The following is a 23,693-nucleotide window of genomic DNA, read 5'->3' as shown; positions in this document are numbered from 1 at the left end:
AGCCCACTGGTCAGTCGTCGCCGACGGGACCGTCCAGGTGCGCCAGGGCGGCCCGCGCGGCTTCGAGCTCCTGACTGAGTTCCTCGATGCGACGCTGAGCGGCCGAGCGTGCCGACTCGATGACGGTGTCGACCGCGGTGATCGCGGTCTCGTCGCCCAGTTCGCGCATGGCCCTGGCCACTCGGTCGGCGGTCACCTCGGTGGGTCTCCCTTGCTTCCTGGTGCCGTGTGACACTGCCACCGTCCAGGTGCTCTCTCCGGCCGCGGTGATGGTCACGGTCGTCGGAGCGGTCGGCGCCTTCGTCTTTCGCGGCGGTTTGCTCGTGGCGGGCGAGGGCGCCGGCTCCCCGGCTCTGGACTGAGTGTCGGCGACGGGTTGCGCCCTCTTGGGTGTCTGGCGCGGACTCGATTCGGTGGTGGCGGGCTTGGCGACCGGGACGGGAACGTCCTGCGCGGGCTGGCGTTTCGAGGTTCGTCCGCCGGCGGACGACGCGGGCGCCGGCGCCGTTCGATTCCGCCGCAACTCGTCGGCCTCGAACGGCAACTGATCGTCGACGCCCCTCGGGCTCACTGTCACTGTCGAACCATCGATCGACACGACCCGTGCCGAGGCGCCGGCCTCCAGATTCAACGACGGCATCGCGTCTCGCAGGTACACGGTGACCCGCTTTCCGGAAGCGAGTGCAGCGGACAGCGACTCGAGGTCGCCGGGAGTCAGTCCGGCCTTTGTCTGTGAACTCACGGCGCCATTGTCGCACATGCGTGCGAACCGTCATCCGCAGCGCGGCAGAGCCCGGAATGGGGGTGAGGCGCTTCGACGCGGTTCAAACCCTTGAGAAACCGACCGTTACTTTTTCGTGACCTAAAGCATCGGACTGGCCTCGATGGTGAATGGCGGGACGATCGAGACCGTTCGCGGCCCTAATGTTCTGAGCGACGGTAACGGGCCTTCGGAGGGAAAACCAGTGACTCAGGCGAACACCCCGGCACACACGTCGACCGCCGCGCGTGAGGTGCCGATCGCCGACCACGCGTACGCCGGGATGACGATCGCCGCGCTGCTGTGCGTGACCTCGGCCGCCACATTCCTCACACTCTTCCCCTGACCCATGCGCCGCCAGACTTCGAGTGGAAAGCACCACAAGTGCTCCTTGCCGGTGTGTCACCTGCGTCGACTTCGGTCCGCAGGTGGCACACACCACTGAATCGGCCGGCTCGGCAGCCGATGTCTGACGGTCAGCCCGCTCGCACCCCGGTCAGCTGCTCGGACACATCCCAGAGACGTTCTGCCGCTTCGCGGTCGCGGAACGGTCTCCACGGTGTCTGCGCGCCGGGCGGTCCGCCCGCATTGCCAGGCCACTGAGGCCCATAGAACGCGCCGTCGACCGCACCCGGCGTCGTGGCAGCCATCAGTGCGGGGAGAGACGCCGTCTCGACGGTGCCCACACCGACACCATGTCTCGACAACCACTCGATCACCCGGCGGCCACCGGTCGGCACCGTCCTGCCGACCTCCGGTCGCGCCGCAAGGAGATTCGTCGGAGCGACGCCAGGGTGCGAGATCGTACTCGTCACCTCCCAGCCGGCCGCGCGACTTCGGCGTCCCAGCTCGAGCCCGAACAGGGCGCAAGCGATCTTCGACTGGCGGTATGCGCTCATCCCGTCGTAGTCGCGCTCCCAGTTGAGGTCGTTCCACCGCACTGCGCCGCGTCTCGCCGCGATGCTGGTCTGCGAGGTGACCCGCGCCTTCCCTGCCCGGAGCAGTGGGAGGACGGCGATGGTGAGAGCGAAATGCCCAAGGTGATTGGTGCCGAACTGGAGCTCGAATCCGTCGGCAGTGGTCATGCGCTCCGGCGGGGTCATGACGCCGGCGTTGTTGACGAGGATGCTGATCGGTGTGCCGTCGGTCCGGAGCCGCGCGCCCAATGCCTCCACGGAAGACAAGACAGCCAGGTCGACTTCTTCGACAGCGAGCGTGGCCGCGGGATGACGTTCCCGGATACGCTCGGCAGCCGCCGCACCTTTGCCGGGATTGCGCACCGGCATGACCACTTCCGCGCCGGCGCCGGCCAGAGCTGCCGCGATCTCCCACCCGACACCGTCGCTCGCGCCGGTCACCACCGTTCGTCGACCGGTGAGATCTGGGATGGTCAGGTCATACCTGCTGCTTCGTGACATCGGAGCTCCTCGTCGGGTCGGGTTCGTTCCCACGTGTTCCGAGTGTCGCGTGGTGTCGCACCTTTAACCACGACCTGTCGATCCGTGGCTGCGCGCCACCCGTCCACGGAAGAATGACCCGCATGATCGATCGTGCCGGCCTCGCCGACTTCCTCCGGGTGCGGCGTGGCGCCCTGCAGCCAGAGGACGTGGGGCTGCCGCGCGGGCAACGCCGTCGCACGGGCGGACTCCGGCGCGAGGAGGTCGCCGCGTTGAGCCACATGTCCACCGACTACTACTCCCGGTTGGAGCGCGAGCGCGGCCCGCAGCCGTCGCCGCAGATGATCGCGGCCATCGCGCAAGGACTGCACCTCTCGCGCGAGGAGCGAGATCATCTGTTCCTTCTCGCCGGCCACCAGCCGCCGGTGCGGGGAGCCGAGGGTGAGCACGTCTCTCCGGGCATGATGCGCATCTTCGACCGTCTCACCGACACTCCTGCCGAGATAGTCACCGAACTCGGTGAGACGTTGCGCCAGAACAGACTCGGTGTCGCCCTTGTCGGCGACCTCATGCGCTTCGACGGTCCCGCGCGAAGTATCGGGTACCGGTGGTTCACCGATTCCGGTTCTCGCCGGTTGCATCCTGTCGAGGACCACGAGTTCTACTCGCGCATGTACGTTTCGGGCCTGAGAGGTGTGCTGGCGCTCCGTGGCCCGGAATCCCACGCGGCCTCGCTGGCGGAACGACTTCGCGGGGAGAGTCCGGAATTCCGCGACATCTGGGCCCGGCACGAGGTGGGAATCGCCCCGCGAGACCTCAAGAGGTACGTGCATCCGGAAGTCGGGTTCTTGGAGTTGAATTGCCAGATCCTGGTCGACCCGCGGTGTTCGCACTCGCTGCTCGTCTACACCGCGACCCCGGGCAGCGCGAGTTCGGAGAAACTCCGACTGCTTTCTGTCGTCGCAGCGCCGTCGGCGCTCTGATCGAGTCCGTGGGCTGCACGGGGTGAGTTCGGGGAACGGTCAGAAGTCGAACCCGCCGCCGAAATCGCCGCCACCGCCGAAATCGCCGCCACCGCCGAAGTCTCCCGAATCGCCGCCGCCGAAGTCCCCGGAGTCCCCGCCGTCGAGCGCGCCGGTGTCGGAGCCGTCACCGGCGCCGCTCTCGAATCCCTGCGCGTCGTAGGGCACGCCTGCCATGCCGGAGAACATCGCCGAGAACAGGAACATCGAACCGAGTCCCCACGCGCCGGCGACCAATGCCGGCTTCCACCACGGCTCCGAGTACCAGCCCGCCGGCACCGGTCGCCCTGCGACACGACCGCCCGGGTAGTAGTTCGGGGTCTGCTCGGACGGGTTCGGCGAGGCTGCGACCTGCCGTCCTTCGAACTCCACGGTGCGGTCTTCGGTGACCGCGCCGGCGCTCTTCTGTCCATCGAGTTCGGGAATCGCCGGTCCGGGGTCGAGGTTCATCGCGGCGCGGGCCGCCCGGATGTAGTACAGACCTTCGATGGCGGTCTGCTTCGCCAGTCGGGCCTGCGTCGGGGAGTTGGCCTGCTCGATCTGCGAGCCGGCCGCGGTGTACCGCTCCCCCGCGTCGGCCAGCGCCTGCTTCGACGCCGGTCCGTCGCCGACCAGCATGAACACCTGTCCCCCGAGTCGTTCGATGGCTTGTCGCGCATCGGCCTTCGCGTCGTCGAGGGTGCGGGCCGCGTTGGCGCCGGAACGCTGCTGGGCAAAGACCACCACCCCGACGACGACCACGACGATGACGGCGATCAAGATCAGTGCTTCCATGCTTCCCTCCGGTTTCGCGTGTCCGCGGCATGCCGGTCGTCACCAACCGACATTTCGGACACCACCGAGCGTACCGATGACGATCGGTCCGCTGCCCGGTCGACGAGCGGCGCCGACGCGCTGACCATTCTCGTCGAGGACCTGGATCCGCGTTGCGTGTTCGACCCGGTGACGAATGCGGGTGACCATCACGAACGATGCCGCGCTGCACGGCCGACGCAGCCATCGGTCACCCTTGTGAGGTGACCGATGGCAGCGGAATCCGGGTACTGGGCAGTCACAGCGGGACGCGCGTGGCCGAGCTCCGCTGCGAATGGGCGCGTGAGGCCGATCCCGGCGTCGGGCCGTGGCGGGCCGATGGTGCGTTCATCGCAGCGGTCACGGCCTGGCTCGACGACGATCGCCGAACGGTCTGGACCGCCGGTGCCGGTGATCTCGCTGTCGGAATGGTGTGCTTGACCGAACACGTCCGGATGCCCAGTCCTCGCCGCGCCGCCGGTGGCCGTTGGGGCTATCTCGGCCACCTCTACGTGCGCCCCGCGTTCCGCGGGTCCGGAATCGGACGGGACCTGATCCGGCACGCCACCGGGACCGCCGACGATCGCGGATACGCCAAGACGGTCCTTTCACCAACCGAACGGTCAGTGGGCCTTTACGAGCGATGCGGTTTCGTTATGAACAACGACCTCATGATCCGACGCCGGTGACCGCGACGCACGTTGCCGGGCGGTCCGCCGTGCCGGGATCTCTACCATGGCGGCGTGTTCTTCTTGTTCGGTTATGGCCGTAGGCAGAAGCATCTCGGGGCGGGTCAGACCCGCGCGTGTCCCCGCTGCCACAACACCACCCAGTGGGCGCGGATGCGCGAGTACTCGCAGTTCTCCGTCTTCTTCATCCCGATCGCGCGGTGGAACCGGCGCAACTTCGAGGCCTGCGGGATCTGCGGCGCGGCAGTGGCTGTCTGAGCGGCGTCCGGGGTGACTCGGGGAGGCTCGGTCTCATGCCGGACGCGGACCCGGTTTGCCGAGTGCGAAACTGGTTACCCTCGGAAGGGTGTCCGCCTCCCCCGATTCCCCCGCACGCACCAGTGCCGCGATCACCGGCTTCGAACGCACCTTCGTCGATGCGCTGACGGCCCTGACGGTGCCGTGGCAGGGGGCCGACGCGCCCGCCCCGCGGCTGCTCGTCGTCAACGGGTCACTCGCCGCCGACCTGCAGCTCGACGTCGAGGCGCTCCGAACCGACGACGGCGTCGCGCTCCTGTCGGGTGCGGCCGCCCCGGCCGACGCGGTTCCCGTCGCAACCGCCTACTCCGGTCATCAGTTCGGCGGCTACTCCCCACTTCTCGGCGATGGCCGGGCATTGTTGCTCGGCGAGCTCATCGACCGCGATGGCGGGCGAGTCGATCTGCAACTCAAGGGATCCGGGCGCACGCCGTTCTCCCGGGGCGGCGACGGGTTCGCAGTCGTCGGGCCGATGTTGCGTGAGTATCTGGTCAGCGAGGCCATGCACGCGCTCGGGATTCCGACGACGCGTTCGCTGTCGGTCGTGGCGACCGGCCGTGACATCCAGCGGACCGGTGCCGAGCCGGGCGCGGTGCTCGCCCGGATAGCCGCGAGCCATCTCCGCGTCGGAACCTTCGAGTACGCGGTGCGCAACACCGATCTGACCCAGCAGCTCGCCGATTATGCGATCGATCGTCACTATCCGGAGCTCGCGCGGGACTCGGAGTCCGGTCGCAACCGCTACCTCGAGTTCTTCGAAGCCGTCCTCGAACGTCAGGCCGCTCTGGTGGCCCAGTGGATGCTGGTTGGCTTCGTGCACGGGGTGATGAACACCGACAACACCACGATCTCGGGTGAGACCATCGACTACGGGCCCTGCGCCTTCCTCGACGCGTTCGACCCGTCGGCAGTGTTCAGTTCGATCGACCACGCGGGTCGGTACGCCTACGGAAATCAGCCGGCCGTCCTCAAGTGGAATCTGGCCCGGTTCGCCGAGACCCTCCTCAGGTTCATGGCCGAGACGCCCGATGAGGCGATCACTGCGGCGACCGAGGCGCTGGACTCCTACGAGGCGCGGTACGAGCGCCACTTCGCGACCGGCATGGCGTCGAAGATCGGTCTGGAAGATGCGTCCGCCGACCCCGACCTGATCGCCGACCTCCTGACCCTGATGCGCGAGCATCGCGCCGACTGGACGGGTACCTTCCGCGCGCTCGCGGATGAGCTCCGCGGGGATCAGGTCCCGATCACCAGTCTCCTACCGCGCGAGTACATCGGTCCGTGGCTCGACCGGTGGCGAGCCGCGCTGGCCGCAGCCGGCCGCGAACCCGCGGCGGTCGCCTCGACGATGGATCGGGTCAATCCCGTGTACATCCCGCGCAATCACCAGGTCGACGCAGCCCTGCGCGCCGCGACCGAGGGAGATCTGGAACCCTTCGGTCGGCTGCTGGCGGCCGTCACGCATCCGTTCGAACGTCGCATCCAGTGGGCGCACTACGCGGCGCCGGCCCCGCAGGCCTTCAGCGATTCCTTCCAGACCTTCTGCGGCACCTAGCGAGACCGTCGGATGAGGACTCGTGAACCCCGGTGAGGACGTCGACTCCCGCGAGGCACTGCTCGCCGAGAGGGAACGCACCGCCGCACTGATCGAGTCCTTGTCGAGCCGCCTGGCCGCTGTCGTCGAGGCGACGAGTGACGCCGCGGCCGACGACGAGCACGACCCGGAGGGGTCGACTCTGGCGGTCGAACGCGGACATCTGGTCGCCCAGCTGGAACGCTCACGGGTCCGGCTCGACGAGATCGGTGCCGCCCTGGATCGAGTCGGTTCCGGCTCGTACGGCCGGTGCGAAACCTGCGGTGCGCCAATCGGTGCGGAGCGACTCGAAGTGCTACCGGCCGCCCGGCAGTGCGTGCGATGCGCGGCGCGGAGTCCGTCGAGACGGTGGTGAGGAGGGACCAGGAATTCGTGTCCGGTTCGCCTCCGACATATGCGCGTGTGGCCATACGCGGGTAGACCGGAGGGCGGTAGAGCACGCAACGACTCGAACCGAGAGGTGTCCGGCATGAAAGCCATCCAGATCGTCAAGCCAGGAAATCCGCCCGAACTCCGCGAGGTCGACAAGCCGACACCCGGACCGGGGCAGGTGCTGCTGAAGGTGACCGCCGCCGGTGCGTGCCACTCCGACGATTTCGTGCTCAACATGCCCGCCGAAGGCTTTCCCTATCCGCTGCCGATGACGCTCGGGCACGAGGGCGCAGGCGTGGTCGCCGAGATCGGTAGCGGCGTCACATCACTCACCGAGGGAACCGCGGTCGCGGTCTACGGCCCGTGGGGCTGTGGCGTCTGCCATTTCTGCTCGCGTGGCCTCGAGAACTACTGCACCCGCGCCGCCGAACTCGGCATCGCCCCGCCCGGACTCGGCAACGAGGGCGCGATGGCCGAGTACATGATCGTCGACGATGCTCGGCATCTCGTGCCGCTCGGTGATCTCGACCCGGTTGCGGCAGTACCGCTCACCGATGCCGGCCTCACTCCTTACCATGCGATCAAACCGTCGCTGCCGAAGCTCGTCGGCGGCACCACCGCGGTCGTGATCGGCGCGGGTGGTCTCGGGCACATCGGGATTCAGCTGCTGAGGCACCTGACCCCGGCGCGGATCATCGCCCTCGATGTCAGCGAGGACAAGCTCGCGTTCGCGCGCGAAGTGGGCGCCCACGAGACTGTCCTCAGCGATGCCGACGCCGTCGCGAATGTTCGGAAGATCACCGGAAATGACGGGGCCACAGCCGTATTCGACTTCGTCGGACTGCAGCCGACGATCGACACCGCGATGGGAGTCGTCGGCACCATGGGCGATGTCGTGATCGTCGGCATCGGTGACGGGGTCGCGGCCGCCAAGGTCGGGTTCTTCTCGCAGCCGTACGAGGTGTCGGTACGCGCACCGTACTGGGGTGCCCGGGACGAACTCATCGAGGTCCTCGACCTCGCCCGCGACGGCGTCCTGGAGGTCGCCGTCGAGAAGTTCTCCCTCGACGACGGGCTCGAAGCGTATCGCCGGCTCGCTGCGAACGAGCTGCGCGGACGGGCGGTCGTGATTCCCGACTGACGTCCGCAGGACACACATCGAGCCGGCGGCGAGAATTCCCCAACCGTCCCGCGCCCACCTAACCTACGGTACCGTAACTTAGGTGAAGGTCGACCTGTCCGAATCCCAGGCTGTGTACGAGCACTACCTGACGCATCAGCAGGATCGAACCCGGGCGCGGCTGATGTACGGAGTGCTCGCCGCCCGGATTCGACCGGTCGTGCGCTTCCGTTCCCGGGACCGTCTCACGCGCGTTGTTCGCAGCGGTGCACCGTTGCTGATCGCGGCCAACCACGTCTCCGAACGGGATCCGCTGGTGCTCGCCGCGGCCGGATTCCGGTCGCCGCTCCGGAGGCGGATCGGCAATCTGCGGGTCCTCGCGAAGGACGAGCTGTTTGCCGATGCCGAGCAACGCAGGAAGATCGACACCCTCGGGGGGATCCCGGTCTTCCGCGGGAAAGACCACGGGGTGCGCGCCGCCGCGGATGCGGGTCGTCAGATGATCGGCGTGTGCGTCGAACGGATGGCACGCGGTGACAGCATCGCCGTGTTTCCGGAAGGCACGTGCAACGAGGGCGACCCCACGCAGGTGCAACGACTCGGCACCGGAATCGGCCACATCGCCCATCGGGCGCTGCGCGACGACGTCGGGGTGTGGTTGATCTCGGCGGGGATCGCCTACCCGGACGGAGGCGGGCGCCCCGTCGTCGCGTTGGGTGATCCGGTAGACCTCGCTGCGCGGCGGGACGACACGCCTGCGGCGGTCACCCGATGGATCCAGCGAGATCTGCAAGGGGTGGTCGACGACGCGTGCAGCCAGGTCCGTTGACTCAGGGTCCGCCCGGGTGACGACGCCGATCGGGTTTGGCTTGCGCGCCCCAGGGTTAAGCGCAGGAGATGCAACGAGATGACGCCGCCGATCCAGATGAACGAGACACGGCCGTATCTGACCGGGACGTCCGCGACGATCCGGATTCCGCCGATCCCGACGACCCGAGGAAGCCGGACTCGCCGACGGATCTGACCAAGCCGTCGATCGTCTTCGTCCTGAAGAAGACGGCGCGCGAGTTCTCGCGGGACCAGTGCACGGACCTGGCTGCCGCGTTGACCTATTACTCGGTGCTGTCGCTGTTCCCGGCCCTCCTCGCGCTGGTGTCGCTGCTCGGCGTGTTCGGCCAGGGCGAGAAGACGACCGACGCCGTCCTGCAAATGGTCGACGACCTCGGACCGTCCTCGGCAGTGGACACCCTGCGGGGCCCCGTCGAACAGCTGGTGTCCGCCCCCAGCGCCGGTTTCGCGCTCGTCCTCGGTCTGGTCGGCGCCCTGTGGTCGGCGTCCGGTTACGTCGGAGCATTCGGCCGTGCGATGAACCGGATGTATGAGATCGACGAGGGCCGACCCATCTGGAAGCTCCGACCCATCATGCTGCTGGTGACACTGGTCGCTCTCGTCCTCGCGGCGGCAGTGGCACTGATGCTCGCGATCAGTGGGCCGATCGCGAAGTCCATCGGTGACGTCGTCGGATTCGGTGACACCGCACTCACCGTGTGGAACATCGTCCGCTGGCCGATCCTGCTGCTGTTCGTCGTCCTGATCGTCGCGATCCTGTACTGGGCAACGCCGAACGTGCAGCAGCCGAAGTTCCGCTGGATCAGCGCCGGTGCGGTCCTCGCCATCATCACCTGGATCGTCGCGTCGGCAGCGTTTGCGTTGTACGTCTCGAACTTCGGCAGTTACAACAAGACCTACGGAGCCCTCGCCGGGGTCATCGTCTTCCTGCTCTGGCTGTGGCTGACCAACCTCGCACTGCTCTTCGGCGCCGAATTCGATTCGGAACTCGAACGCGGCCGGCAACTCCAGGCGGGCATGCCCGCCGAGGAGCACCTGCAGCTGCCGCCGCGGGACACCACCGCGTCGGACAAGAACGACGAGAAGGATCAGAGGTTCATCGAACAGGCGCGCGCGCTTCGCGAGTCGCAAGGGAACTGAGCTGCGGGGCGGTACCCCGTAACGTCAGTACAACCGACCTGGCACGAGCTCGGTCGATCGGCGGAAGGAACGTGGCACGATGAGCCGCAATCAAGTGACCGGCGCGGTGGACCGCGCCACCGACAGCCCATGGTTCGAGCGTCTTGCGCGTGCCGGACACGGGGTCAGCGGTCTGCTCCATCTGCTGATCGCCTATATCATTCTGCGCCTCGCGTTCGGCGGGGGTGGAAACGCCGATCAATCGGGGGCGCTGGGTATCTTCGCCGACTCAGCAGGCGGCCGGTTCGTGCTGTGGGTCGCCGCGGTCGCGTTCGCCGCTCTCGCACTGTGGCGACTCGCCGAGGCCATCGTGGGCCCTCATGCCACCGAGCCGGGTGAGGACAGTGACGGCGCCGAGCAGTGGTTCGACCGCGGAAAAGCGCTGTCGCTGGCCGTCGTCTACGTCGGTTTCGCGTGGTCGGCAATCCGTTTCGCCACCGGCCAGGGAAAGTCGAGTGGTCAGGAGAACGCGGGTCTGACGGCGCGGCTTCTGCAGTCCGGTGGCGGCAAGTTCGTTCTCGTGGCAGCCGGTCTGATCATCATCGGAGTCGGGATCTATCACGTGTACAAGGGCGCCAGCCGTTCGTTCCTCGACGATCTCAAGATCTCCGACGACAAGGCTGCGACAATCGCGGGTGTGATCGGTTATTGCGGCAAGGGTGTCGTCCTGGCCGGCACCGGCATCCTGGTCATCATTGCGGTCGCGACTGCCGATCCGTCGAAGGCCACGGGGATCGACGGCGCGGTCAAGACACTCGCCGGCCTTCCCGCCGGGCAGGTGCTGATGATCCTGGCCGCGGTGGGTATCGCCGCCTACGGCGTGTACTGCTACTGGCTGGTGCGGTTCGCACGAATGTGAGTCCCCGCGAACCGCGCCGCCGATCACTCACGCGCCGAACGCGTTTAGTCCCTCGATCGCCGAGTTCACTAGGTTGTCCCGGTCCAGCCCGGTGCCGGAGGTGATGGCCTCGATCCACGCCTCGGTCGTGGCCACCGCGGCGGAATTCGAGTTCAGCAGTGCCATGAGGGTGTTGTGGACGTCTTCGGCAGATGCCTTCCCGGCAGCGTTCGCGAGGTGGATGGCACCGGTGGCGTCGGAGATGATCTCCACGCCGAAGCCGAGTTCGTCCGCGCCGGGGGTGCGACGATCGTCGGGTTGTGCCTGGGCGCGGTCGCCGTCGCGGACTCCGGTCTGCTCGCCGGACGGCCCGCGGTGACGCATTGTGTGGCCATGGACGCCGTCAGGGCGCGGCACGCCGACATCGAGGTCGACTCGCTGGTTCTCTACGTGGATCACGGTGACGTGATGATGTCGGCCGGCACGGTCTCCGCAGTCGATGCCTGTTTGCATCTGGTGCGGAACCGGCTGGGCGCCGACATCGCCAACGACGTCGCGCGGCGCCTGGTCGTCGCCCCGCACCGCGACGGTGGCCAGGCCCAGTACACGCGCCGTCCCGTTCCGGAGACGCACACGGGCAACCCGATCGCGATGTGATCGATTGGGCGCTGGAGCATCTCGACGAGACGCTGACCGTCGACCGACTCGCGGCGCAGGCCTGTATGAGTACGCGCGGCTTCGTCCGCAAGTTCAAGGTCGCAACCGGAACGACCCCCGCGCAGTGGGTGCTGTCCCAACGCCTCGATGCGGCCCGTGTCCTCCTGGAGACGACTGATCTCGCGGTCGACACGGTCGCTCGCCGTTGCGGTTTCGGCAGCGCGGTCACGATGCGCCAGAACTTCGCCGCCGCGTTCGCGACGTCACCGGCCAACTATCGGCGGCAGTTCCGGGGTGTGTGACTCGTGGTGCGTCCGGCCGACTCCTCGATTCCCGGCCTCGCCCGATCTCCGGCCCGTGCGAAACGCAGTCTGTCGTCGTCGACCTCGCCCCGGAACAACCGGCGGTCGGCGTAGTAACTCATCGACATGACCCACGGTTCCTCGGGGCCCTGCTTGGGCAGGGTGTCCAACGCCCGTTGCACATATCCGGCCCCGAAGTCGAGCAGCGGCCGCGTCGGCATCTCCGGGTCGGCCACCGCCCACACGCTGTCGTATCCCTGGGAGTCCATGTGTGCGAGCAGCTTGCAGAAGTACTCGCACAGCAGGCCGATCTTGAGGGTCCACGACGCATTGGTGTAGCCGATCGCCAGCGCGAAGTTCGGGACCCCGGACAGCATCATCCCGCGATAGACGACGGTGTCGGGAATCGACACCGGTTGACCGTCGACCGTCAGCTCGATGCCGCCGATGATCTTGATGTTCAATCCTGTTGCGGTGACGACGATGTCGGCCTCGAGTTCTTCGCCGCCGGCGGTCCGGATGCCGGCCTCGGTGAAGGTGTCGACCCGATCGGTGACGATCGAGGCCCTCCCCGCACGGATGGTCCGGAAGAGGTCGGCGTCGGGCACCACACACAACCGCTGATCCCATGGGTTGTAGGGCGGATTGAAATGGGTGTCCACCGGATAACCGTCGGGCAGTTGTGATTCGTTGATCTTGCGGATCATCCGGCGGGCGACAGTTGGGAATCGTTGGCACAGTTCGAACAACACCCGTTGCTGCGCGACATTCTTGTGCCGGGTCAGTGCGTAACCGCGTTCGGTGCCGAAGACCTTCTTCAGGGCGTTGGCGATCGCGTCTTCGCGCGGCAGCGGGATGATGTAGGTCGGGGTTCGCTGCAGCATGGTGACGTGTGCCGCCTGATCGGCCATCGCGGGCAGCAGCGTGACCGCCGTGGCGCCGCTGCCGATGACCACGACTCTCTTGTCCGTGTAGTCGAGATCCTCGGGCCAGTGCTGCGGATGAACGATTTCGCCGCGAAACCGCTCGGTCCCGGCGAACTCCGGCGAGAATCCCTCGTCATAGTCGTAATAGCCCGAGCCGCAGAAGATCCACCGGGCACTGATCTGCACCCGTTCGGCGGTGCCGGCGCGTTCGATGTCGACGAGCCACCGAGCCGCATCGGACGACCACGCGGCGGACACGACTCGATGTCCGTACCGGACCAGAGATCCCAGATCGTTCTCGTCGATCGTCTCGTGGAGGTAGTCGAGAATGCGCGGTGCGTCGGCGATGGCCTGTCGATCAGTCCAGGGCTTGAAGTCGTAACCGAAGGTGTGCAAGTCCGAGTCAGACCGAATACCCGGATAGCGGAACAGGTCCCACGTGCCGCCGGCCGTTTCCCGGGCCTCCAGGACGACGATCGACTTGCCGGGATGCTCGGTCCGCACCCAGCGCGCCGCGCCGATGCCCGAGATTCCGGCCCCGACGATGAGGACATCGACTTCGTCTGGGATCTGTGTCATCCGGCACTCCTTCGGTCGGTCTCGTGGTGATCGGCATCCAGGATGCCTCGCCGGTCGTTGCCGGCGCCACAGCGGGTGGCGACGCTACCCGTCGACGCGTCGCCCGGTGCTCTCGGTTTCCGGTCGCGCAGCTGCTGCGTCGTTCGCGACCGCTGCACCGAGCAGTTGTCCACCGCTGGTCAGCAGCGCACGGCGCCACGGCGCCACGCCCTCGATCTCGATCTGGATGGACATCGACAGCACGGTTCGGATGAGGACGATGAGCCCGAGGATGAGCGCATCCTCGATCGACGGTTTGGAGGTGATGGTGCGGATGAGATCCGCCGCGACCAAGACTTCCAGCCCGAGGAGAATGGCCGCCCCGAGTGTGTTGCGCAGTACCGAGAAGGCGGTACCGCCACCCTCTCCGCGGCGGAGCGAGCGTGCGCCGAGCACACACGCGATGACCGCTCCCACGATCATCGCGAAGGCGCCGACCGCCTCGAATCCGACCGCTACCGCTGTGAAGAGTTCCTCACCGCTCATGCGGTGGAGAGTACGGGAACCGGGGCGCAGCCGGTGTCCCGTGTAGGTCAGTTGTCTTCGGATTGCCGCCCGGGTAGGAACTGGCGGATTCCCTGTTTGGCTGCGTTCTTGGCGACGGCCCATGCATCGTCGTCACCCTTGACCAGCGCCTCGCCGAGGGCGAGGACCTGCTCGCGGGTCGCGTGCGGCGGGACGGGAGGAACCGTCGGGTCGCAACGCACGTCGAGCAGTGCCGGCCGATCGGCGGCCAGGGCGGTGTCCCATGCGGCACCGAGATCGTCCGGGTCGTCGACGTTGATCCCGACGAGTCCGATCCCCCGCGCGAAAGCCGCATAGTCGACATCGGGGAGTTCTTGTGAGGCAGCGAATTTCGGTGACCCCGACATCGCGCGCTGTTCCCACGTGACCTGGTTCAGGTCGTTGTTGTGCACCACCACGACCACGAGCCGAGGATCCGTCCACTGCTGCCAGTAGTGCGCCACGGTGATCATCTCGGCCAGGCCGTTCATCTGCATCGCACCGTCGCCCTCGAAAGCGACCGCGGGCCGGTCCGGGTGCGCCCACTTGGCGCCGATCGCATAGGGCACCGCCGGCCCCATCGTGGCCAGCGTCCCGGACAGCGATCCCCTCATCTCGTCGCGAAAGACGATGTGCCGTGCGTACCAGTTGGCGGCACTGCCCGAATCCGCGGTGATGATGCAATTCGACGGGGCGCGTGGCGAGAACTCGTGGAAGATGCGCATCGGATTGACCGGATCCGCGTCGGTCATCGCCTGGGCGGCCGCGTTCGTCCACCAGCGCTCGACGTCGGCTTCGACCTTGTCGCGCCACGAGCGGTCGGTCTTGGGTTCGAGCAGTGGGATGAGAGCTTGCAGCGTGGCGCGCGCATCGCCGACGACATTGAGCTCATTCGGGTAGCGCATGCCGATCATCTCGGGTGCATGGTCGATCTGCACTCCCCTGGCCTGTCCGAACGACGGGAGAAACTGGGAGTACGGGAAATTCGATCCGACGGTCAGGAAGGTGTCACAACCGGTCATCAGCCGATGGCTGGCCGTCGTGCCGAGCAGGCCGATGGAACCGGTGACCCACGGCAGCGTGTCGGGGAGGACATCCCGCCCGAGAAGTGCCTTCGCGCAGCCGGCGCCGAGGACGTCGGCGACCGTGATGAGCTCGGACGCACAACCACGAGCGCCCTGGCCGACCAGCATCGCGACCCGCTCCCCGGAGTTGAGGATCTCGGCTGCTCGCGCGACCGCATCTGGGTCCGGCGCGGGGGTCGCCAAGGTGACCCCGAGGCTGGACGGGACCTGCTTGAAGGCCTGCTGTGGTGGCTCGTAGGTCAGGTCGAGAACATCCGAGGGAAAGATCAGAGCGGTCGGCGCGCGTTCGGCGAGCGCGATCCGTATCGCCCGGTCGATGAGATTCGGAAGCTGTTCGGGCACCATGCACACCTGCACGAAGTCGCTGCAGACATCTTTGTACAGCGCCAACATGTCGATCTCCTGCTGGTACGCACCACCCATCGCGGATCGCTCGGTCTGTCCGACCAGCGCGACGACGGGCACGTGGTCGAGTTTGGCGTCGTACAGCCCGTTGAGCAGATGGATGCCGCCCGGGCCGCTCGTCGCGGCGCACACCCCGACCTCACCGGAGAACTTCGCGTACCCGACGGCCTGGAAGGCGCTCATCTCCTCGTGTCGCGATTGAACGAATTGCGGATCGTTCTCCGCGCGAACCCACGCCGACAGCAGGCCGTTGATGCCGTCGCCGGGGTAGCCGAACACCTGCCGGACCCCCCACTCCCGAAGGCGTTGCAGCACGATGTCGGCGACGGTCTCGGACATGGAATCTCCTCGGGACGACGTCCCGGACGGTGACGGTGACCGCCGGGCTGTCGCTCGACTACCCGGGGAGAAGCCCGCTGACACCCGTCGGGCTGCGCCGACCCAGCACTCGCCCGCGGGTCACCTCGAGCCGTGCCACACGGCGTCGAACGGCGCGCGCGAGGCGAGACGACCGACGATGCCGTCGTGGGTGAACTGCTTGGCGGTCCGGATCGCGTCGAGAACCTCGACGCCCTTGGTGAGTTCGGCGGTCGTGGCGGCGGCGAACACGCAACCGGCACCGGAGACGCGCTCGTTGCCCACCTTTGGGGCGCGGAGGACGGTTACCTCGGTGCCGTCGAAGACGACATCGACCGCCTCGTCCCCGGGCAGCCCGACCCCGCCCTTGACGACGACCACCCGAGGCCCGAGGTCGTGGATCCGACGCGCCGCTTCGGCGAGGTCATCGATCGACGCCAGCTCGTCCATGCCGGCCAGGGTTGCTGCCTCGAACAGATTGGGGGTCACCACGGTGGCCAACGGCAGGATCTCCGAACGCAGCGCGTTGTCGGTGTCGAGGGCCGCCCCGGGCTCCTGGCCTTTGCAGATCAGCACCGGGTCGACGACGACGTCACGCCACTCACGCGAGGCCAAGGCCTTCGCGACGGTCGAGATGGTGGTCGGCGTGCCCAGCATGCCGATCTTCACGACGTCGGGTTCCTGCGCGACGGTGGCCACCTCGATCTGATCGGCGATCACCGCGGACTCGACGGGTACGAATCGATGTGCCCAGCCGTTGTCCGGGTCGAAGGACACGATGCAGGTGATGGTCCCCACCCCGTAGGTGCCGAGCTGCGCGAACGTGCGCAGGTCGGCTTGGATGCCCGCTCCCCCGCTGGCCTCCGACCCGGCGATCACATAAGACACCACTGACATCGACGATCTCCTCCCGCGGCCTGTCTCGGATTCGGGTTTCTTTTCTACACCCCCACGCGTGACCCCAGTCTGCGCGCACCGCGCCGCCGCCGCGGTTAGTACGGCAATCGTGGGGTATCCGGTCGGGCATGAGTCCAGACACGATGCGTGCGATGGTCTACCGCGGTCCCTACAAAGTCCGTGTGGAATCCAGACCCGTCCCCGCCCTCGAACATCCCAACGATGCCATCGTCCGGGTGACGCACGCGGCGATTTGCGGGTCGGATCTGCACCTGTACCACGGGATGATGCCCGACACCCGGCCCGGGATGACCTTCGGTCACGAGTTCATCGGGGTCGTCGAGGCGGTCGGCGGCTCGGTTCAGAACTTGTCTGTCGGCGACCGGGTCATGGTCCCCTTCAACGTCTACTGCGGGACGTGTTACTTCTGCGCGCGGGGCCTGTACTCCAACTGCCACAACGTGAATCCGAACGCCACCGCCGTCGGCGGAATCTACGGCTATTCGCACACCTGCGGCGGATACGACGGCGGCCAGGCCGAATTCGTGCGCGTCCCGTTCGCCGACGTCGGCCCCAGCGTCATCCCCGACTGGATGGACCCGGAGGACGCACTCCTGCTGACCGACGCCCTCTCGACCGGCTATTTCGGAGCCCAGCTGGCCGACATCCGTCAGGGCGAGACCGTCATCGTGTTCGGCGCAGGACCGGTCGGACTGTACGCCGCGCGATCGGCCTGGTTCATGGGCGCCGGTCGCGTCATCGTCATCGATCACCTGCAGTATCGCCTGGACAAGGCGGCGCAGTTCGCTCACGCCGAGACCTACAACTTCGCCGAGTACGACGACATCATCGTTCACTTGAAGAACATCACCGACAACATCGGTGCGGATCGCGTGATCGACGCCGTCGGCGCGGAAGCAGACGGTAATTTTCTCCAGCACGTGACCGCGGCCAAGTTCAAGCTGCAGGGTGGGTCGCCGATCGCCCTCAACTGGGCGATCGATGCGGTCCGCAAAGGCGGCACCGTGTCGGTCATGGGCGCGTACGGGCCCATGTTCAGCGCGGTGAAGTTCGGTGACGCCATGAACAAGGGACTCACGCTGAACATGAACCAGTGTCCGGTGAAACGGCAGTGGCCCAGGTTGTTCGATCACATTCGCAACGGTTACTTCAAGCCGAACGACATTGTCACGCATCGCATACCGCTCGAGCACATCGCGGAGGGATATCACATCTTCTCGGCGAAACTCGACGACTGCATCAAACCCATCATCGTCGCCGACGCCGGCTGAGGAGGATCCATGCCCGCTTACCCCGCTGACCGTCCGAACGACCCCGACACCTCTGCCCTCGTCGACCGGATACCCGGCTGGGGCGTCGATGTGGACACCGCGAATCGTCCCGCGGTTCCCCGCGAACTCCCCGTCGCACCGGCCCCGGGCGTGCACTGGACCGTCCTGGACGACCAACCCGAGCGCCGACCCCGCGAACGGTCGAACGAACATGCCTTCCTCACACCGGTTTTCGGTACGTCGACGCCGCCGCGCGGTCTCTCCGGCGCGATTCGGCGTTCTGCCTACCGCTACAGCGAAGGCCGCGCGGCGCACTGGCTGATCCTCCTCGGTGCCGACCGCGTGGCGTCGATCGAAGCGCACCTCGCGTCGTTCGCGACCGCGCGACCGGACAATCCGCTGACGGAAACCGGCGTCACCTCCGAGTTCAGCCACCACGGCTGGTCGTCCCGTCGTGGCCGTAGACGCGTCGACGGCAACCACGCCTGGATCGACCCGTTGCTCGTGGGCGGTCCGTGGGTGATCACCGGCGCCGTGGCCGGAGTCGCCGTGCGGCGGGCGGTCCGGTCGGCTCGACGATCTCGTCGATGACAAGGACTGGGGGGCATCGTGACTCCCGGGGCTGAGACCGGGCATGCGGGGGCGGCAGCGTTCGTTCCCGACTCGCGCGATCTCGACGATCTGTCCTCGGCGGCGCGAGACTGCCGGGGATGTGACCTCTACCGCGACGCCGATCAGACCGTCTTCGGCGCGGGTAGGCCCGGATCGGCGATCATGTTCGTCGGCGAGCAACCCGGTGACCAGGAAGATCGCGCCGGCGAACCGTTCGTCGGTCCGGCCGGCCGGCTCTTCGACCGCGCTCTCGAGGCCGCCGGCATCGACCGCGAGACCACCTACGTCACCAACGCGGTGAAACACTTCAAATTCACTCGAGCGGCGGGTCAGAAGAGGCGGATTCACGAGAAGCCGAACCGCGGCGAGGTAGTGGCGTGCCGGCCGTGGCTTCTGGCCGAGCTCGACGTGGTCTCACCCAGCATCGTCGTGTGTCTGGGAGCGACAGCCGCGCAGGCATTGTTGGGCACCAGCTTTCGGCTTACCAGGCACCGTGGCGAACGCTTCGGTCTCGGCGCCGACGGGGACGTCGGTCCCGACCACGCCGAGTCCGTCGTGGCCACCGTTCATCCCTCGTCGATCCTGCGCGGACCCGCAGAACGGCGCGAACAGGCCTTCGACGCCTTCGTCGCTGACCTTCGCGTCGTTCGGGACCTCGCCAGCGCGACCTGACATCGCGCAGTCCCGAAATCCCTGACACTCGTCTGGACCGGTGTCTATAGTCGGCGACGAGGCGGATCGCGGCCATGGGACGCTGCGTCACGGCCGCCCCGGACCGCAGATCGACGGACTGGAGAACGATGGACCTGCAGGAGATCAGCGACCGGTTCGGCATCGCGGACACGCTGTACCGGTACTCACGCGCCGTCGACACCAAGGACTGGGAATTGTGGCGCTCGGTGTTCACCCCGGAGGCGGTGGTCGACTACTCGTCGACGCCGTTCGGTCAGGCGGGCACGCGCGACGAGATCGCGGCCTGGCTCGAGGAGAGTTTCGCATTCGTGTCGGTGAGCCAGCACTTCATCACCAACATCGAGTGCACCTTCGACCACGACGGCACGGGTGACCGTGCCGACGTGCGGGCGATGTTCTACAACCCGATGCGTTTCGTGGGGATGCCCGAACTCAGCACCTGCGGTGGCAACTACCACCACACGATGGTCCGAACACCCGACGGCTGGAAGAGCTCCGGGCTCGTGGAAGAGTGCCTGTGGTTCGAGAACTCCCCCGCGGGCACAGAAGGCAGCTGACGCGCGGCCGAGTCGCGGTGCCGAGGGCGTTGGGTCGCCGATCTCCGGGACTTAAAACCTGCAGAGGTTTTTCTTTCGCGGGCCTTGACGATGTCGGCAACGGGCCTCCGGCCGCGTGTCACATGCGTGCCTCACTTGTGTTGTCCCAGTTCACTGATCAGTCGATCGGTGCGCCCTCATCCCGCGCGCGGGTTCTCGTCCTCGGTTCGGAGGGAGACCGTCGTCACCCGCATCGCGCAACGATCTGGGCATGTCTCGCGCTGGGTAACTTGTGCCGACGACCCCCATCGGCACAGTGCCACATCTCGACAAGGATCTTCGATGACCCAGACTTCTCGAGCGATTCCGCTCGGCGCCTTCGGACCCGACGCCCGTAGCGTCGACACCCCGGTCCTGGATTCCCACATCCACCATGTCGAGCACGGTGACGGCGACCCCATCGTGTTCCTCCACGGCAGCCCGACGAGCTCGTACCTGTGGCGTCACGTCTTCACCCGCCTCACCGGACGCGGACGTCTGATCGCCGCCGACCTCATCGGCTTCGGTGATTCCGGCCGACCGGACATCGCCTACGAGCTCGACGACCACGTTCGATACCTCGACGCCTGGTTCGAGGCCCTGGACCTGAGCCGGGTGACGCTCGTTCTGCAGGACTACGGCGCCGCATTCGGGATCAATTGGGCGGCAAGGCATCCTGCTCGTGTGAAGGCGGTGCTTCTCGCCGAGCCGGTGCTTCGTGACATCGCTTCGGCCGATCTGCCCCAGCCCTTCGTGCAGGCGCAGCAACTCATCCGGACCCCGGGTGACGGGGAGAAGTTCGTGGTCGAGGACAACCAGTTCCTCACCCAGGTCTTCCCCGGCGCGTTCCTGGAACGGCCTGCCCAGGAAGATCTCGACGTGTACCTCGCTCCGTTCCCCACCGTGGAGGGCCGCGCGCACCTCATCCGCTTCCCCCGGAATCTGCCGATCGACGGGAACCCTGTCGGGACCGTCGAGTTCCTCGACCGCAGTGTCGAATGGCTGGAGAGCAGCTCCGGAGTTCCCAAGCTGTTGTTGACCTTCGAGCCGGGATTCCTTCTGACGCCGGACATCCTGTCCTGGGCGACCGCACATATCGCCGATCTCGAGGTCCGGGCCGCCGGCCAGGGTGTGCACTTCGTCCAGGAGGAACAGCCACAGGCCATCGCGGACGGCGTGGTCGACCTCCTGGCGCGGGCGGGAGACGTCCGATGACCATCTCCGCGGATCCCACCCAGGTCCCGGTCCGCCCGGGCTCGATCGAACTCGACGCCCTGCTGGACCGGATCGCGGACGGCAGTTTCGAGCGCGAGCACACCGGGACCGCACCCCACGAACAGGTGCGGTGGCTGAAGGCAGCAAGACTGGGCGCCTATCGGCTCACGCCCGCCGACGGCGGCGGGGGTGCCACCGTCCGCGAACTCTTCGATCTCGTCATCCGGCTAAGCCGCGCGGACTCCAACCTCGGCCATCTGCTCCGGGCGCACTACGGCACCGTCGAGGACATCTTGCTGTGGCCGCATTCTCCGCGCCGTGAGCTGTGGTTACAGCGGGTCGCGACCGGCGAGCTGATCGGCAACGGGAACAACGAACTGAGCAGCAGGCATGCCGGGGATTTCGCCAAGTCGACCACGTTCACGCCCGACGGCGACGGCTATCGGCTGGACGGCGTCAAGTACTACTCGACGGGCACGCTGTACTCCGAGCACACCTTCGTCACCGGTGTCACCCCGGGCGGCGTGCCCGTGCAGGCACTGATACCGCTCGATCGGCCCGGGATCATCGTCGAGGACGATTGGGACGGCTTCGGCCAGTCCCTGACCGGTACCGGCACAACCCGTTTCGAGGGAGTCAGCGTTCTCGCCGACGAGGTGACCCTCCCTCCGGAGGACCTGAGCACGATCCCACGCTGGCACCTCGGTCCCTTCTACCAGCACTACCTCAACGCCGTCGTCGCCGGGAACGCCCTTGCGGTCGTTGATGACGCGGTGAACCTCCTCAGAGGTCGCACACGCAGCTTCACCCACGGGTCCGCAGATGTACCGAGAGAGGATCCGGTGCTGCTCGAGGTCGTCGGTGAGATCTCGTCGCTGGCACAGGCCACGCGTTCGGTTGTCCTCGACGTCGCCGATGATCTCGCTCGGATCCCCGGCACGGTTGTCGACGGTCGAACCGACGATGCCGTGGTGCACGAAGCAGCGCTGCGCGCCTCACAGGCCCAGGTCGTCGTCGACGACCTGGCCCTTCGCGCCGCGACGTTGCTGTTCGACGTGGGCGGTGCGTCGGCCGTCAAACGATCGGTCAATCTCGACCGCCACTGGCGCAACATCCGGACAGTCGCGTCGCACAACCCCACTCGATTCAAGAACCGCGCGATCGGTGACCTGCTGGTCAACGACACGACCCTGCCCGACAACACGTACTTCTGACCAAGTCATCACTTCCGAAAAGGAACACCGCGTCCCCCATGGCTGATCGTCGCCAACTCCATCTCAATCTGTTCATCCTGTCCTCCGGGCATCACGAGGCGGCCTGGCGTCACCCCAGTTCGACGCCGGAGCGGATGTTCGACCCCGCTTTCTACACCGAGTTGGCTCGATCGGCCGAGGCAGCAGCCTTCGACGCGGTGTTCCTCGCCGACATCCCGAAACTCGACGCGAACATCGAGTTCAACGCTGCCGGCCGACTCGACCCGTTGCTGACGTTGGCCACGATCGCCGGTGCCACCGAGCGCATCGGCCTCATCGCCACCGCGTCGACCACGTACTCCTACGCGTGGCACCTCGCCCGCGCGCTCTCGAGCCTCGACCACCTGTCCCGGGGGCGCGCGGCGTGGAACATCGTCACCACCGACTCCCCGGACGCGGCCCGCAATTTCGGACTACCCGGTAATCCGGATGCCGGCACGCGGTACGAACGAGCGGATGCGTTCGTCGAAGCAGTTCTCGCGCTGTGGGATTCGTGGGACGACGATGCAGTCCGGATCGATCGGGAGGCAGGACAGTACGCCGATCCCACCCGCATCACGGCGCCTCGCATCAGCGGTCCACACGTCAACGTGGCCGGGCCGTTGACCACTCCGCGTCCGCCGCAGGGACACCCGGTGTTGGTGCAAGCCGGCTCCTCCGATCACGGCCGGGAGTTCGCGGCGCGTCATGCCGAGGCGATCTTCACCGCCCAGCAGCGCATCGACGACGCGCAGGCGTTCTACGCCGACGTCAAGGGCAAGGCGGCCGCGCTCGGTCGCGACCCCGAGCACATCAAGATCCTGCCCGGTCTCAGTCCGTTCATCGGCGGAACCGAAGCCGAAGCACGCAGACTCGAGACCGAATTCAACGAGCTGACCATCCCGGCCTTCGGACTGATGCAGCTGAAGGACTTCGCCTACGTCGACCTCGATGACCTCGAACTCGACGCACCGGTGCCGATCGAGGCCTTCGGCGATGCGGGGGACGTCACGAACAACAAGAAATCGCGCACCCAGGTCTACGCCGACATCGTCCGCCGTGAACGCCCCACCTTGCGGCAGTTGTTGCACCGCCTCGCCGGGGCGCGCGGACACCGGGTCGTGGCGGGCACGCCCGAACAGATCGCCGACACGATGGTCGAGTGGCTCGATGCCGGTGCCGCGGACGGCTTCAACGTCATGCCTCCATACCTCCCCGGTGGGTTCGACACGTTCGCCGAGACCGTGGTGCCGATCCTGCGCACACGGGGCCTGTTCCGCGAGGGCTACGAAGGAACCACCTTGCGCGACCATCTCGGTCTGCCTCGTCCGAACCGGGTTCGGGAGTCGACGAGCAGCGCCGATCGAGCGCGGTGAGCTGCGCCGGTCCGGCTTGTCGTTACTGAATCGTGGCC

General features: G+C 67.0%; 24 protein-coding genes and 2 pseudogenes. 18 read left to right on the top strand and 8 right to left on the bottom strand.

The features are described 5' to 3' along the window. Nucleotides 1-10: 10 nt before the first annotated feature. Nucleotides 11-760, bottom strand: coding sequence for a DUF6319 family protein (locus tag MHN80_RS01495; protein ID WP_239398988.1), 750 nt, complete (start codon nucleotides 758-760; stop codon nucleotides 11-13). A gap of 205 nt (nucleotides 761-965) precedes the next feature. Here MHN80_RS01495 and MHN80_RS01490 point away from each other — a divergent pair, with 205 nt between their 5' ends. Continuing rightward, nucleotides 966-1,106, top strand: coding sequence for a hypothetical protein (locus tag MHN80_RS01490; protein ID WP_239398987.1), 141 nt, complete (start codon nucleotides 966-968; stop codon nucleotides 1,104-1,106). A gap of 130 nt (nucleotides 1,107-1,236) precedes the next feature. On the opposite strand, the gene MHN80_RS01485 is transcribed toward MHN80_RS01490, so the two are convergent. Then, nucleotides 1,237-2,178, bottom strand: coding sequence for an SDR family oxidoreductase (locus MHN80_RS01485; protein ID WP_239398985.1), 942 nt, complete (start codon nucleotides 2,176-2,178; stop codon nucleotides 1,237-1,239). Nucleotides 2,179-2,300: 122 nt separating this feature from the next. Between MHN80_RS01485 and MHN80_RS01480 the strand changes: the two genes are divergently transcribed. Then, nucleotides 2,301-3,140 carry a helix-turn-helix transcriptional regulator gene (locus MHN80_RS01480; RefSeq protein ID WP_239398983.1) on the top strand — a complete coding sequence of 280 codons (840 nt, stop codon included), beginning with the start codon at nucleotides 2,301-2,303 and terminating at the stop codon, nucleotides 3,138-3,140. A gap of 39 nt (nucleotides 3,141-3,179) precedes the next feature. On the opposite strand, the gene MHN80_RS01475 is transcribed toward MHN80_RS01480, so the two are convergent. Continuing rightward, the gene (locus MHN80_RS01475) at nucleotides 3,180-3,953 is read right to left on the bottom strand and encodes a DUF1542 domain-containing protein (RefSeq protein ID WP_239398982.1); all 774 of its coding nucleotides are present in this window, start codon (nucleotides 3,951-3,953) and stop codon (nucleotides 3,180-3,182) included. A 242-nt stretch (nucleotides 3,954-4,195) separates the two neighbouring features. Between MHN80_RS01475 and MHN80_RS01470 the strand changes: the two genes are divergently transcribed. The 8 genes from MHN80_RS01470 to MHN80_RS01435 all read left to right on the top strand — a co-directional run bounded on the left by MHN80_RS01470 (nucleotide 4,196) and on the right by MHN80_RS01435 (nucleotide 10,930). Further along, nucleotides 4,196-4,660 (top strand): GNAT family N-acetyltransferase, encoded by a 465-nt coding sequence (locus MHN80_RS01470; RefSeq protein WP_308219742.1) that lies wholly within the window; start codon nucleotides 4,196-4,198, stop codon nucleotides 4,658-4,660. Between the two features lie 54 nt (nucleotides 4,661-4,714). After that, a complete protein-coding gene (locus MHN80_RS01465) occupies nucleotides 4,715-4,918 on the top strand; it encodes a zinc-ribbon domain-containing protein (protein WP_033205967.1) in 204 nt (67 codons plus the stop codon). 88 nt (nucleotides 4,919-5,006) lie between these two features. Continuing rightward, entirely contained in the window at nucleotides 5,007-6,512 is a 1,506-nt protein-coding gene (locus MHN80_RS01460; RefSeq protein ID WP_239398978.1) for a YdiU family protein, read from the top strand. Between the two features lie 22 nt (nucleotides 6,513-6,534). Continuing rightward, on the top strand, nucleotides 6,535-6,906 hold the full coding sequence (locus MHN80_RS01455) for a TraR/DksA C4-type zinc finger protein (protein WP_239398977.1): 372 nt from the start codon (nucleotides 6,535-6,537) through the stop codon (nucleotides 6,904-6,906). 114 nt (nucleotides 6,907-7,020) lie between these two features. Continuing rightward, a complete protein-coding gene (locus tag MHN80_RS01450) occupies nucleotides 7,021-8,064 on the top strand; it encodes an NAD(P)-dependent alcohol dehydrogenase (RefSeq protein ID WP_101822444.1) in 1,044 nt (347 codons plus the stop codon). Nucleotides 8,065-8,146: 82 nt separating this feature from the next. Further along, a complete protein-coding gene (locus MHN80_RS01445) occupies nucleotides 8,147-8,872 on the top strand; it encodes a 1-acyl-sn-glycerol-3-phosphate acyltransferase (RefSeq protein WP_239398975.1) in 726 nt (241 codons plus the stop codon). A 68-nt stretch (nucleotides 8,873-8,940) separates the two neighbouring features. Further along, nucleotides 8,941-10,032, top strand: a complete 1,092-nt coding sequence (locus MHN80_RS01440) for a YihY/virulence factor BrkB family protein (protein WP_239398973.1) — start codon at nucleotides 8,941-8,943, stop codon at nucleotides 10,030-10,032. Between the two features lie 79 nt (nucleotides 10,033-10,111). Next, nucleotides 10,112-10,930, top strand: coding sequence for a DUF1206 domain-containing protein (locus MHN80_RS01435; RefSeq protein WP_239398972.1), 819 nt, complete (start codon nucleotides 10,112-10,114; stop codon nucleotides 10,928-10,930). A gap of 27 nt (nucleotides 10,931-10,957) precedes the next feature. Here MHN80_RS01435 and MHN80_RS01430 read toward each other — a convergent pair. Next, nucleotides 10,958-11,206 (bottom strand): annotated as a pseudogene (locus tag MHN80_RS01430) (cysteine hydrolase); the annotation flags it as partial. Between MHN80_RS01430 and MHN80_RS01425 the strand changes: the two are divergent. After that, nucleotides 11,204-11,868 (top strand): annotated as a pseudogene (locus MHN80_RS01425) (GlxA family transcriptional regulator); the annotation flags it as partial. The pseudogenes MHN80_RS01430 and MHN80_RS01425 overlap by 3 nt on opposite strands. On the opposite strand, the gene MHN80_RS01420 reads toward MHN80_RS01425, so the two are convergent. From MHN80_RS01420 to MHN80_RS01405, 4 genes are all read right to left on the bottom strand, one after another. Further along, a complete protein-coding gene (locus MHN80_RS01420) occupies nucleotides 11,841-13,373 on the bottom strand; it encodes an NAD(P)/FAD-dependent oxidoreductase (RefSeq protein WP_239398970.1) in 1,533 nt (510 codons plus the stop codon). The pseudogene MHN80_RS01425 and the gene MHN80_RS01420 overlap by 28 nt on opposite strands. 84 nt (nucleotides 13,374-13,457) lie before the next feature. Further along, nucleotides 13,458-13,898 carry a DUF1622 domain-containing protein gene (locus MHN80_RS01415; protein ID WP_239398968.1) on the bottom strand — a complete coding sequence of 147 codons (441 nt, stop codon included), beginning with the start codon at nucleotides 13,896-13,898 and terminating at the stop codon, nucleotides 13,458-13,460. A gap of 47 nt (nucleotides 13,899-13,945) precedes the next feature. Next, a complete protein-coding gene (locus MHN80_RS01410; protein ID WP_239398966.1) occupies nucleotides 13,946-15,745 on the bottom strand; it encodes a thiamine pyrophosphate-requiring protein in 1,800 nt (599 codons plus the stop codon). 120 nt (nucleotides 15,746-15,865) lie between these two features. After that, on the bottom strand, nucleotides 15,866-16,660 hold the full coding sequence (locus MHN80_RS01405; protein WP_239398964.1) for a PfkB family carbohydrate kinase: 795 nt from the start codon (nucleotides 16,658-16,660) through the stop codon (nucleotides 15,866-15,868). A gap of 143 nt (nucleotides 16,661-16,803) precedes the next feature. On the opposite strand from MHN80_RS01405, the gene MHN80_RS01400 reads away from it, so the two are divergent. The 7 genes from MHN80_RS01400 (at nucleotide 16,804) to MHN80_RS01370 (ending at nucleotide 23,655) form a co-directional block, all read left to right on the top strand. Continuing rightward, complete coding sequence (locus MHN80_RS01400) at nucleotides 16,804-17,952, top strand: zinc-dependent alcohol dehydrogenase (protein WP_239399280.1); 1,149 nt, start codon at nucleotides 16,804-16,806, stop codon at nucleotides 17,950-17,952. Nucleotides 17,953-17,961: 9 nt separating this feature from the next. Continuing rightward, nucleotides 17,962-18,543 carry a hypothetical protein gene (locus MHN80_RS01395; protein ID WP_239398962.1) on the top strand — a complete coding sequence of 194 codons (582 nt, stop codon included), beginning with the start codon at nucleotides 17,962-17,964 and terminating at the stop codon, nucleotides 18,541-18,543. A gap of 18 nt (nucleotides 18,544-18,561) precedes the next feature. Next, nucleotides 18,562-19,236, top strand: a complete 675-nt coding sequence (locus MHN80_RS01390; RefSeq protein WP_239398960.1) for a UdgX family uracil-DNA binding protein — start codon at nucleotides 18,562-18,564, stop codon at nucleotides 19,234-19,236. 128 nt (nucleotides 19,237-19,364) lie between these two features. After that, nucleotides 19,365-19,814: a nuclear transport factor 2 family protein gene (locus tag MHN80_RS01385; RefSeq protein WP_239398959.1), complete on the top strand. Its 450-nt coding sequence runs from the start codon at nucleotides 19,365-19,367 to the stop codon at nucleotides 19,812-19,814. A gap of 321 nt (nucleotides 19,815-20,135) precedes the next feature. Next, a complete protein-coding gene (locus tag MHN80_RS01380) occupies nucleotides 20,136-21,047 on the top strand; it encodes a haloalkane dehalogenase (RefSeq protein ID WP_239398957.1) in 912 nt (303 codons plus the stop codon). Continuing rightward, a complete protein-coding gene (locus tag MHN80_RS01375; RefSeq protein ID WP_239398955.1) occupies nucleotides 21,044-22,261 on the top strand; it encodes an oxidoreductase in 1,218 nt (405 codons plus the stop codon). The genes MHN80_RS01380 and MHN80_RS01375 overlap by 4 nt, the downstream gene beginning before the upstream one ends. Nucleotides 22,262-22,299: 38 nt before the next feature. After that, nucleotides 22,300-23,655, top strand: a complete 1,356-nt coding sequence (locus MHN80_RS01370; protein WP_239398954.1) for an LLM class flavin-dependent oxidoreductase — start codon at nucleotides 22,300-22,302, stop codon at nucleotides 23,653-23,655. Nucleotides 23,656-23,693: the final 38 nt, after the last annotated feature.

Source organism: Gordonia sp. McavH-238-E (assembly GCF_022348225.1).
In the GTDB taxonomy this organism is placed as follows: Bacteria; Actinomycetota; Actinomycetes; order Mycobacteriales; family Mycobacteriaceae; genus Gordonia; species Gordonia terrae.
The sequence above is the reverse complement of the archived record's forward strand: the minus strand, read 5'-3'. Positions and strand labels throughout refer to the sequence as shown.